Source organism: Parabacteroides sp. CH2-D42-20 (genome assembly GCF_003670185.1).
Lineage (GTDB): Bacteria > Bacteroidota > Bacteroidia > Bacteroidales > Tannerellaceae > Parabacteroides > Parabacteroides distasonis.
The window spans coordinates 62,739-74,886 of record NZ_RAYG01000012.1; the positions used below are offsets into that span (position 1 = coordinate 62,739).

Here is a 12,148-nt window from a genome sequence, read left to right on the forward strand (position 1 = left end):
ATACGTTAGGATCATGCAAACATCTTTGTTTCTATTATTCGGTTTCCTGTTTGCCGTATCGCTCGGCATGGTGATCATCCCGAGGATCTTGGTGATTTCCCATAAGAAACGGCTCTATGATGTCCCGGACGCCCGTAAGGTGCATACGATGCCGGTTCCCCGTCTGGGTGGGCTGTCCTTTTTTCCGGTGATCCTGATGTCGATGTTCTTGGTGATCGGTTTTCGTCTGTACTTTTGGGATATGGACACCTCGAGCTTGTCATTCAATATGCTTTATGAGTACCTGTTCCTGTTCGTGGGCATGACGCTGCTTTATCTGGTGGGTGTTTGTGACGATCTGGTGGGGGTAGGCTACCGCTATAAGTTCGCCGTGCAGATCGCCGCTGCGTTTCTGTTGGTACTGTCAGGTAACTGGTTCGACTCGTTTGGTGGCTTGTTCGGTATTTACTCGGTGCCGGTTTGGGTAGGGGTGCCGTTCACGGTGTTTATCGTGGTATATATAACAAATGCCATTAACTTGATTGATGGTATCGACGGCTTGGCCTCGGGCCTGTGTTGTATCGCCTTGTCGGTCTTGAGCGTTATATTCTTTCTTCGCGGGCAGTATGTTTACGCCTTGTTGGCGATCTGTACGCTGGGTATCCTTATGCCCTTTTGGTGCTACAACGTGTTCGGTAACGCCAACCGTGGACATAAGCTTTTCATGGGGGATGCCGGCAGCCTTACGCTGGGCTACGTGATCAGTTTCTTGATCATTCACATGAGCGTGACGAACGAGGTCTCTCCGACATTGTCCAACCCGTACATGGTGATCGCTTTCTCTACGGTGCTGGTTCCGCTGCTGGACGTGATCCGTGTGGTCTTGCATCGCCTGCGTGAGCACAAGAACCCGTTCTTGCCGGATAAGAATCACTTTCATCATAAGTTGTTGCGCACGGGGATGCGGGTGCGGGTGGTGATGGTTTGTATCATCGCGATTTCCGCTTTCTTTATCCTGCTTAATAGCTCGTTGGCATGGCGTGTTGACATAACCTATTTGTTTTTCTTAAACCTCTTTTGCTGGAGTATATTGCATGTAGGCTTGAATGGGCTGATTAAGCGTAATCGGGAACGGAAAGAGAGAGAGCAATTGCGGTAAGTAAAGAATTATTATCGGGATAGGTGTGGGGAAATCGTAAATGTCCGTATCTTTGGCTTCGTGGCTCGTGATCAACAGACACCTGGGTTCTCTCTCATTTAAAAAATGAATTGGAGGAATTGTTTGCGTATATTTATGTGCGGAATTTGATATCCGATGCAATTACATGGGGCACTGGCTCATGTTAAAATCAGAATTAATTTTTTACAGAACTCGGTTTAGGACACTGTACGGTGCCCTTTTGAGGGTGTGTGCCCTAAATTGAGTGCTTATTACTCATGTTACAACCTTCTATAAAGAAAAACTTCGCTTATAAAAGCGTACTGACTCTTTCCACTTATTTGATCAATTTCATTACGTTTCCATACGTGGCTCGGGTGCTAGGTGTTGAACGTATCGGTTTGGTTAATTTTGTGGATAATACGGTGAATTATTTCTTATTGTTCGCTACAATGGGGGTTGGGCTCCTAGGCGTTCGAGAGATAGCGGCGGTAAAAGAGGATAAGAAACGTAGGGATCAAGTGTATTCAAGCGTGTTAGCCTTGAATCTGTTATTCACCTTGGTATCGTTGGGTATATATCTACTTTGTGTAGTGACAATACCTAAGCTGTGTCAATATGACGAGTTGTTTTATATAGGAACGGCAAAGATACTTTTTACTGTATTTCTAGTGGAATGGTTTTTTACGGGAGTAGAGAATTTCCGGTATATTACGTTGAGAATTATCCTTATAAAAGTTCTTTATATAATCAGTGTTTTCCTATTCGTAAGAGATACGTCGGACTATCGACTTTATTTTATACTCACGGTAGGAGTGGTTGTATTGAACGCTCTTATCAATCAATTATATATTCGAAAATTCGTACGGGTTAGATGGAATAATATTCAATTATTCAAGTATCTTAAACAGAACGTGACATTGGGTATTTATACGTTGATGACCTCGATGTATCTCACCTTTAATGTGATGTATTTGGGACTGGTGTCTAATAACACGGAGGTAGGTTATTATACAACAGCGTTTAAGCTGTACTCCGTGGTCTTGGGTTTCTTTACCGCATTCACGAATGTCATGTTGCCTCGGATGAGTTCCTTGCTGGCGAATGGAGAGAAGGATCGTTTCCAAGAATTGGTGAATCGTTCGTTCTCTGTGATGTCGACTTGCTGCATCCCCTTGATCCTCTGTAGTATGATAATGGCCCCTCAGATTGTTTATATCCTATCCGGTCCCGGCTATGAGGGAGCGATATTACCCATGCGGATTATCATGCCAGCGGCGTTCGCCGTAGGTGTGGCTCAGGTATTGGCAATACAGGTATTGATGCCGATGAAGAAGGATAAGGTGTTATTGGTAGCATCGATCATAGGAGCGGTTGTCAGCTTGTTGATTAATTTGCTGGTGGTTCCTTCTGTGAAAAGCGTGGGCTCAGCAGTCGTATTACTGTGTTCAGAAATGGGGGTGACCGGAATGTATGTGTGGTATGTGCTATCGCAAGAATTAATCTTGATTCCTATCAAGGCAATAGGAAAAAATGTGTTGTTCTCTTTGCCTAGTGTAGTAATTTGTTTGGGCTGTGGACGATGGATTGATAATGAATTGCTAGGGGTGGGATGTGCGGTGGTATTAGCTGGTATTTTGTGGATGTTATTGCAAATAATAATAAGATCTTTAGTTGGAGAACGAATTAAAAATTTATTCTTTAAAATATAGATTTTGATAATGTTTCAAATAAAAGAGAGAATAATGTGTCTATTTATTATATATGACAGAAAATAAATCAAAATGTAACAGACTATTTTGCATTTGTAAAATGTACTTATGAATATAGATGTTTCTATTATAATAGTGAATTATAAAACTGTGTCCTTGATATTGAAATGTTTGGATTCTATACAACGGTTAACACGGAAAATTAGTTATGAGATAATAGTTGTTGACAATAATTCTAATGATGATTTTGCGACTTATATACAACAACAATATCCTGAAGTAAAATGTGTTTCTTTACCTGAAAATATGGGTTTTGGAAGGGCCAATAATGAGGGAGTTAAACTTGCGAAAGGACGAAATATTTTATTTTTGAACCCAGATACTATTTTGCTTAATGATGCTATTTCTATATTGTCTCAATATTTAGATTCTCATTTGTCTGTTGGTGCTTGTGGCGGAAATCTATATAATATAGATCTTCAACCATGTCATTCGTTTCGCCGTTGGTTCCCCGGTATCCGATGGGAGTTGAATAACTTACTGCATGATTATATAGCACGTACTTTATGGGGATGCAATAGAGAGCATAATTTTACCGACAAAGCAATACCTGTTAGTTATATCACTGGTGCTGATTTGATGATGCCTCAGTGTGTGTTTAATCAATTGGGCGGTTTTTCTCCTAAGTTTTTTATGTATTATGAAGAAACAGAATTATGTTATCGTCTTAATTGTAAAGGTTTGGAAGTACATTCTGTTCCCCAAGCATGTATCCAACATCTAGTAGGTGGTAGTTTCGAGAATCATATCAGTGATTGGAAAATACAATGTGAGGAACATGGACATGTCACTTATTATAAACTTACTTCTAATATTTTAAGAACTTATATAGCCTTATTTTTATATTGTATAACATTGTTGTCTCGTATGTTTTTTTATTTTTTGAGTAGCAGGAAGAAGATATCTGTTGCTATAAAACGTATTAAATACATAGTTCTATTTATATGGAAATAATATACATGAGAATTTTATAAGCATTTTTTGATGTGATAGTTCTTTTAGTACTGTGTGTTTGATATGATTACGTGACTTAAGTCATAATGTGCTTAATATATGGTTGTTATGTTGGAGTATATATGTTCTTGTTATTATATTTATAGTTATGTTTTTATACTAGTAATAGTATTGTGTTATTATAAGGGATATAATACACAGGCTAATTTTATGTGGCTGGTGTTTTTTCCCGCTATGGTTGTTTTGGATGGGTTGAGATGGGAGACTGGAAATGATTGGGAGAATTATAAAGATATTTATTTGAATTGTTTTATTAGGACAGATATGCGAGTAGAAATTGGTTATCAATATCTTAATAGAATAATATATTATGTATTTGGGCCAAATTATACGATTTTTTTGTTGATAATATCGTTGATTTATTACTATTTTATATGTGATTCGATAAGAAAATATTCAAATATGCCGTTAATCGCATTTTTTTTGTTCTATTGTGGCTATTTGGCTTTTATGGGGACTATTCGTCAATTGTTGGCTTTCTCAATTTGTTTTTACTTGTTGAGATTTGTAGTTTGTTATAAATATTGGCGTTTTTTATTATGTGTGTTATTGGCTTCATTGCTTCATAATTCAGCTCTATTCTTTTTGATAGTGGCTTTTTTAAATAGATCTTTTAGCCTTAAAATATATGTATTAGGTGTTTTGATTTCTGTATTTGTTTCACTGTTTGGATTAGTTGATTTACTGTTCTTTGAATTTGTGAGTGGGTTGGGCGGAACAATACTTTTTGTTGATAGATTAAATGATTATTTTTATAGTGGAAATGAATATCTTAGTCAATTTTCTTATTTTGTGATGTTGATTCCTGTTTTGCGAAGGTTTATAATTGTCTTTTTTTCTTATTTTATTATGGAAAAAGTATTGGTGAATAATCGTTATTTTAGGATTTTATTTAATATGTACTATTTATTTGTGATTATTTATCTTTTGTTTTATGGATCTAATTTGCAAATTTTGGTGTCAAGGTTAAGTCTTTATTTGATGGTTTGTGAATTTTTATTGATAGGAGAATTTGTGTTTTTAATAAAAAATAAAATTCCTTTATTGTTTGTCGTTTTGTGTGTGTTTGTATATGGGATATTATTTGTTAATAAAGCATTGAATGAATCAGAATATAAATTTCCAAATAGCTTGTTTTTTCCATATAAAGGAATATTTGTAAATACAACTTATCTTAGAACAATGTATTAGTATGAAAAAAGTTTATTTTTTACATAGAAAAGCAGGATTTTATTATAGCATAGAACGTATATTTGACCAACTTCAATTGGAAATCTGCAATAAAGTACCTATTGAGAAAATAAATCTTCCTTATTGGGGATTTTCTTTTAAATCGCTTTTTTTGAATATGATATTTGTTTTTAAATATCGAAATGAAAGAGTTCATGTTGTAGGGGATGTTCATTATTGTTCATTGTTTTTGAATAATTCGATATTGACTATACATGATCTTAGCCATTTGAATCGCAAGAAAAAAGATATAAAATATTATTTGATTTGGATGTTTTGGTATTATCTTCCGATCAAAAGAGCTAAAGCGGTGACTTGTATATCTGTGGATGTGAAAAAACAGTTACTTTGTTTGTTTCCATTTGCAAGACCCAAAATTCATGTGATTTACAATCCTATCCGATTAGAGTTTAGCTATGTACCTAAAGTTTTTGACTTAGATCGACCTGTCATTTTACATATAGGAACTCGCTCTAATAAAAATTTGTTTAGAGTAATAGAGGCTTTGAGTGACATAAAATGTCGGTTGTTTATTGTTGGGGTATGTCCTGATGAAATATTGTTAATGTTAAAAAAATATTCTATTGATTATCAAATAGGGGTTGATTTGACGGATAAGGAAATTTTAAATGCTTATGTTAGCGCAGATATTATTTCTTTTCCTTCTCTTTATGAGGGCTTTGGTCTTCCTGTCATAGAGGCTCAAGCCATAGGCCGCCCTGTTTTAACTTCAGATTTAGCACCTATGAACGAAATTGCAGGAAATGCGGCTTATTATGTTGATCCGTATAATGTTGAATCCATTCGTAATGGTTTTAAGATTCTACTGGAGACTCCTACATTAAGACATGATTTGATAAAGAGAGGACTAGAGAATGTGAAACAGTTTTCGGTAAAAAAGATCTCTTTTTTATATCTTGATTTATATCAAAAAATATTTGATTAGTTAATAAATAGTTTTTTATTTATTGTTTGATTTAGAACTATGATTCCAAAGATTATTCATTATTGTTGGTTAAGCGGAGATCCATACCCTTCTTTAGTTGAGTGTTGTATCAAATCTTGGAGGAAAAAATTAAAGGGGTATGAATTTATTTTATGGGATAAGAATAAAATTGATATTAATTCAAATATTTGGCTAAAAGAGGCATATGAGAATAAAAAATATGCTTTTGCTGCTGATTATATTCGTTGTTTTGCTTTATTTCACTATGGGGGGATTTATTTAGATTCTGATGTGGAGGTGATTAAACCTTTTGATGACTTGTTGAATTTGAATTCATTTATTGGATATGATTCTACAAATGCTATAGAAGCCGCAATTATAGGATCGGAAAAACATTCTAATTGGATAAAGAATGCTTTAGATTATTATGAAAATAGACATTTTGTTGGTATGGATGGCCGTTTAGATACTCGTCCAATTCCGAGAATGTTTCATTTTCAGTTACATAGAGTTTTTAGTTTTATTGATGATCCAAATGTGATTCTTGTTTTGCCAGAAATCTCTCTCTTTCCTTCTGATTATTTTTCTCCAAAAAATTATCAAACGAAAAAGTTAAAGTTGACAGATAATACATATACGATACATCATTTTGATGGTAACTGGCTTGATTATAGCGGTTTTGATTTTTTAAAAAAGACTATTCATAGGCTTTTATTTGTTGCGTTTGGAAGTGAAATACATGCTTATGTTGTATGTGTTATTCGAAATATCAAATCAAGATTTCGTAAAATATAGAAAAGATGTGTTAAAATGGAATTTTCGGTCTTAATATCGATTTATAAAAATGAGAGATCTGCATATTTTCGAGAGGCACTTGATTGTGTTTTTACTCAAACGATTCAACCAAATGAAATTGTGTTGGTAAAAGATGGTCCTTTGACTGATGAGTTAGAGGAGGTGATCTTTGAGTATGCTACGATTCATCCTATATTTAAGATTCTGACGAATGAAGTGAATCTTGGGTTAGGGCGTTCTTTGGCTAAAGGAATATCGGCTTGTTCTAATGAATACATAGCTCGCATGGATACAGATGACAAGATGCCATGTGATCGCTTTGAAAAAGAATTAGAAAAATTAAATGAAGGCTATGATGTTGTAAGTTGTTGGTCTCTGTTATATGATATAGACATTCAACATCCTGTTGCAATAAAAAAACGACCAGCTACTCATGATGAAATATTGGCTTTAGCAAAGAAGCGTTCGCCGATTTGTCATGCAGGATGTATGTATAGAAAGAGTATGGTTTTGAAAGCGGGTAATTATCAACATTGTTATTTATATGAAGATTATCATTTGTGGGTTAGGATGTTTCTGGCGGGAGCTCGTTTTTCTAATGTTCAAGAGGTGCTTTATTTTGTTAGGACTTCTTATGATATGATTGGGAGGCGAGGAGGTTGGTTATATGCAAGTAATGAAATAAGAACGTTTATATATTTTTATGAAATAGGATTTTATACTTTGATGGATTTGTTTAAAAATGTTGTTACTCATTTTCCTATACGTATAATGCCTTTGTTTGTAAGATCTTATTTGATGAGAAGGTTGTGGAATTATAAAACTAGTTGATATAATTATGAGTGTTAAACTGAGTAATACTTATCGATTTCTGAGATTTGTAGGGCTTAATTTTTCAGAGGAAGAATATGGACAAATATCTTTCTTTTTTGCTATTAAGCGTTTTTTGAAGGGCTTAGTAAATGCTATACTGTTGAAGTATTGTATGTACTCTGTTATTTTATCTCCGCTAAACTATCGAAAAATACGTCCTTTATTGTGGCGTGTCATGGGAGCGAATATGGGGAAAGATTGTTATATTGGTTATGAGGTTTATTTAGATGTTACGCATTCTGATATGATTACTTTGGAAGATCATGTACATATTGCAAATAGATGTTTTTTGCTTTGCCACCAGAGGAATTTGAGTAATTATCATATTGGGGATGATTATGCAAAATTGGGTTATAATATAAGACCTATTGTGTTGAAGAAAGGCTGTTTATTAGGAACCGGAAGTATGATAATGCCCGGTGTAACGATAGGAGAAGGTGCAATTGTTGGTGCAGGTTCATTGGTTACAAAAGATATTCCTGCTTGGACTATAGCTATGGGGCGGCCTGCTAAAGTTATTAAAGTAGTACCTCAATAAAGTATGAACATACTAACTTTCGACATCGAGGAATGGTTTCATCTCCTCGATAACGACTCTACACGCTCGGAGGAACAGTGGAAAGGATTTGATGTGCGTATCTATGAGAATATGGAGCGCATTTTTCGTATCTTGGAGGAGACAGATACGGAGGCTACTTTTTTCGTGATCGGTTGGATCGCCAAAACGTATCCAGATATCGTGCGACAGATTGCATCCAAGTATCAGGTGGGAAGCCATACGATGAATCATCAGTTAGTGTGGCAACAATCGAGGGAGGCATTCAAAGAGGATGTCTCTTCTTCCATAAAATTGCTGGAGGATATAACGGGGCAGAAGGTAGAGGCTTTTCGTGCGCCGGGGTTCTCGATCCGTGAGAGCGAGGGGTGGGCTTTCGAGATATTGCATGAATTAGGGATTCGTATGGATAGCTCGGTTTTTCCTGCGCATCATGCGCATGGAGGAATGCCATCATATGTTTTTACGGTACCTAGCTGGGTGGAATATAATGGGATAAGGATGAAGGAATTCCCGATCGTGTGTCGTAAGATATTGGGTAAGCATATCGTTTTCTCTGGAGGAGGCTATTTCCGCTTGGTACCATATAGCTTATTAAGGAAATGGACACGTGAATGTCCTGAATATTTGTTGGCTTACATCCATCCTCGTGATCTGGATGCGGAGCAACCGATGATTGAGGACTTAAATTATATCCGTCGTTTCAAATCGTATTATGGCTTGCGTGGAGCGGAAGAGAAATTGAAACGATGGCTTATGGATTTTGATTTTATGGACTTACGTACGGCGGATGGTCTGATAGATTGGAAGGCAGTTCCTGCCGTTATGCTACATTGATTTGTTTGTAGTTCACTTTGTGGAAGATTTGATAAAGAATGTGAGGGGAAATATCTATCTTTGAAAATTTTAAACTTAACGGTTGAAAATTATACTATTATAAATAAAGTTGATAATATGAATAATAGAGCGAAACAAGCAATAGAGTTGCTCGATAAATGTAAAGATGCTATTAATGGAATAGATCACGTGGCGGGAAAAGCTCTTCTGTCAGAATTTGATAGTAAGTTTGGGGGAAAGGAATTAGTTTCTGACATTATATATTACCGTCTCAGTCTCGGTTCTGAGTTATGTTTCCGTCTTGGAGAGTATAAGGAGGGGATAGCAGAGATAGACAAATATATATCTGCCATCCGAGCCAATATCAAGCAAACCATTAAGATCCTAGTTTATAAAAGTAAAATGGAGATGATGTTGAATCGGCGTGGTATTAGTATTTCGTCTTTGTCGGAAACTCTAGGATTAGCAGAATTAATAGGTGATATGACTATTTTAGGGAATATCTATATGGAAATCTCAAGAATGTTCTCTGCTCGCTATAGTGGACTTGCTTTGTACTTCATTCGTAAAGCCGAGACTTGCTATGAAAAAGAAGGAAATGAAAAATTGGCTTCCTTGGCGAAGGTCGACAGGGCGCTTATAAGTTATACTGCGTATCTTCTCAATCGGCATATAGATGATTATAAAAACTTGAAAAATGAGGCTGAGCGTATTGTATGTGAAATGGATGATACAGATTATGATTCGTTTGAAAAACGTCATGCGAGATTTGTAAAAGCATATGTTCTTCGAGACACGACTGATTTGAAGCAACAAATTAGTGAAGCAGAACGTAATGGCGCACTCCCTTCAATTTGTATAGTTGAAGAGGCTTATATTGCCGCTTGTATTGAAAATGGTGACAATAACGCTGCTTTAGTAGAATTTGATAAATATGCGAGGTCTGCGGAACGACAGCATGGATCGGAAATAAGGAATTATCTATTAGAGTTAAAGAAATCGCTTGAATCTAATTCAAGAATTGCGTATATCCCTTGGCATATAGATAAAGGTCCAAAGGAGCCGACAAACCTTTTTGACATCCTAGATCACCTCTCTTTGGGAGAGGAATTATGGAGATATAAGCAAGGGAGCTTTCTTGGACTTTTCCACGGGATTGAACATGAAGGTAAGTTTGAGACTATGGTGATGCCGGATGGTAAAACTTCATTAGTTCCGTGCAATCTCGCATTCAATGATTATTATCGTGGACAGTCGTCATATTATGAGGATTGTTATCCTTCGCTATATCGAAAGGGGATGACTCCTGCTATGCAGTTTGTTGAGCGGGTAAAATATGAAGAATTTAAGTTGTTGATATCTGAATATCCGATTACGAAAATATTCTCAGGCGGACTTTATGTTAATTACCCAGATGGTAGTAGTGATTCTGTTTCATTGAATATCGATTCTTTAGCGTTGGCACAACATTATGGAATAAAGACAGAGTTGATAGATGTTACCGTAGATAAATTTGTGGCAGCATTTTTTTCGTCCACGACATGTAAAGATGACATTTATACACCAATCACTACACCACAACAAGAACCGGGTGTATTTTATCATTATGCTGAAATTCCATTATCTGGTATATCTTCTAAGTTGAGAGCTGTCGGACTTCAACCGTTTTCTCGTCCGGGTGAACAAGCAGGTTTTGTTGTAGAGATGTTGCCTAAAGAAAATTTCAACAAGATCGTTCGTCAGGTGATACCTTTTCAACATGACCCTGAGATAGCGGAATTTATTTTTAATTATACAAATCGAAGTGTAAAACTATTTCCGAAAAGTATATTGAAAGAGAAAGCTGATGATATTAAATCTTCAGATAAATTTAGCCGAGCTGCTTTTGATGCTGCATGCGGTGAGTTCTATTCGGATGTAGATAGGTCGATATGCCTGCAATACATTAAAGAATGTAAGATTAGTATAGTTGACTCTCCGATCGTCTCATTTACGGAAGATGAGAAACAGGAATGTCTCAAACAATGGGAAAACAAAGGCTTCCAAGACACGCAACGCAAGATTATATGTCGGTTCAGTTATAATGGGCCTACTGAGTTTAAAAATGTGCCTAAAGATGAATAGGTGTTGTTTATTACTTTATTTGTTAAGGCTTTTATATTAAGAGTGCTTGATCCGGGTTTAATGGATGACAAGAATGACAAGAAAACGTTTGGTTAGATGTTTTTTCTCCTCTTCTCCCTTGTCCTTTAAATAAAAACCTCTATCTTTGCACTCGATTTTCCGCAGAGGGTAAATAAGTGGAGCCGGAGACGGAGCCCACCCCTGGGACCTAACCTGTTTAAAAGATTTTAAGACAGATGTACGTAATCGTAGAAATTAACGGACAACAGTTCAAGGCTGAGCAAGGCAAGAAATTGTTCGTTCATCACATTCAGAACGCAGAAAGCGGTGCTGTTGTGGAGTTTGACAAGGTGTTGTTAGTAGATAACAACGGTGAGGTAACAGTGGGTGTTCCTACTGTAGAGGGCGCAAAGGTAGTATGTGAGGTATTATCTCCGCTGGTAAAAGGTGACAAGGTGCTGGTATTCCACAAGAAGAGAAGAAAAGGTTACCGTAAATTGAACGGTCACCGTCAGCAGTTCACTGAGGTGAGTATTAAAGAAGTTATTGCTTAACGTTTAAAGGAGAAGAAAAGAAATGGCACATAAAAAAGGTGTGGGTAGTTCTAAGAACGGCCGTGAATCACAAAGTAAAAGATTAGGTGTTAAGCTTTTTGGTGGTGAGGTTGCTAAAGCAGGTAACATCATCGTTCGTCAAAGAGGTACGGTTCATCATCCGGGCGAGAACGTAGGTATCGGTAAGGATCATACGTTGTATGCGTTGGTAGATGGCGTTGTTACTTTCCGTAGGGGAAAAGAAAACAGATCATTCGTTTCTGTAAAAGAAGTTGTTGCTGAGGCCTAAGTTTCTGCGACCAAAGAATA

12 protein-coding genes are annotated in these 12,148 nt (G+C 36.4%); all 12 read left to right on the forward strand.

Translation table 11 applies throughout. From position 1 onward, the window contains the following. Nucleotides 1-13: 13 nt before the first annotated feature. The 12 genes from D7V92_RS09170 to rpmA all read left to right on the forward strand — a co-directional run bounded on the left by D7V92_RS09170 (nucleotide 14) and on the right by rpmA (nucleotide 12,128). On the forward strand, nucleotides 14-1,138 hold the full coding sequence (locus D7V92_RS09170) for an MraY family glycosyltransferase (protein ID WP_121772744.1): 1,125 nt from the start codon (nucleotides 14-16) through the stop codon (nucleotides 1,136-1,138). A gap of 278 nt (nucleotides 1,139-1,416) precedes the next feature. After that, nucleotides 1,417-2,850 (forward strand): flippase, encoded by a 1,434-nt coding sequence (locus tag D7V92_RS09175; RefSeq protein WP_121772745.1) that lies wholly within the window; start codon nucleotides 1,417-1,419, stop codon nucleotides 2,848-2,850. Nucleotides 2,851-2,958: 108 nt separating this feature from the next. Next, nucleotides 2,959-3,864, forward strand: coding sequence for a glycosyltransferase family 2 protein (locus tag D7V92_RS09180; protein ID WP_121772746.1), 906 nt, complete (start codon nucleotides 2,959-2,961; stop codon nucleotides 3,862-3,864). 210 nt (nucleotides 3,865-4,074) lie between these two features. Continuing rightward, nucleotides 4,075-5,115, forward strand: a complete 1,041-nt coding sequence (locus tag D7V92_RS09185; protein ID WP_255420297.1) for an EpsG family protein — start codon at nucleotides 4,075-4,077, stop codon at nucleotides 5,113-5,115. Nucleotide 5,116: 1 nt separating this feature from the next. After that, entirely contained in the window at nucleotides 5,117-6,100 is a 984-nt protein-coding gene (locus D7V92_RS09190) for a glycosyltransferase family 1 protein (RefSeq protein ID WP_121772748.1), read from the forward strand. A gap of 39 nt (nucleotides 6,101-6,139) precedes the next feature. Further along, nucleotides 6,140-6,895 carry a glycosyltransferase family 32 protein gene (locus tag D7V92_RS09195; RefSeq protein WP_121772749.1) on the forward strand — a complete coding sequence of 252 codons (756 nt, stop codon included), beginning with the start codon at nucleotides 6,140-6,142 and terminating at the stop codon, nucleotides 6,893-6,895. 15 nt (nucleotides 6,896-6,910) lie between these two features. Beyond that, complete coding sequence (locus D7V92_RS09200) at nucleotides 6,911-7,726, forward strand: glycosyltransferase (protein WP_121772750.1); 816 nt, start codon at nucleotides 6,911-6,913, stop codon at nucleotides 7,724-7,726. A gap of 7 nt (nucleotides 7,727-7,733) precedes the next feature. Further along, on the forward strand, nucleotides 7,734-8,306 hold the full coding sequence (locus tag D7V92_RS09205; protein ID WP_121772751.1) for a DapH/DapD/GlmU-related protein: 573 nt from the start codon (nucleotides 7,734-7,736) through the stop codon (nucleotides 8,304-8,306). A gap of 3 nt (nucleotides 8,307-8,309) precedes the next feature. After that, entirely contained in the window at nucleotides 8,310-9,161 is an 852-nt protein-coding gene (locus D7V92_RS09210; RefSeq protein ID WP_121772752.1) for a polysaccharide deacetylase family protein, read from the forward strand. A 117-nt stretch (nucleotides 9,162-9,278) separates the two neighbouring features. Beyond that, nucleotides 9,279-11,285 (forward strand): FRG domain-containing protein, encoded by a 2,007-nt coding sequence (locus D7V92_RS09215; protein WP_121772753.1) that lies wholly within the window; start codon nucleotides 9,279-9,281, stop codon nucleotides 11,283-11,285. Nucleotides 11,286-11,521: 236 nt separating this feature from the next. Then, nucleotides 11,522-11,839, forward strand: coding sequence for a 50S ribosomal protein L21 (gene rplU, locus D7V92_RS09220; RefSeq protein WP_005861907.1), 318 nt, complete (start codon nucleotides 11,522-11,524; stop codon nucleotides 11,837-11,839). 22 nt (nucleotides 11,840-11,861) lie between these two features. Further along, complete coding sequence (rpmA, locus tag D7V92_RS09225) at nucleotides 11,862-12,128, forward strand: 50S ribosomal protein L27 (protein ID WP_005861909.1); 267 nt, start codon at nucleotides 11,862-11,864, stop codon at nucleotides 12,126-12,128. Nucleotides 12,129-12,148: the final 20 nt, after the last annotated feature.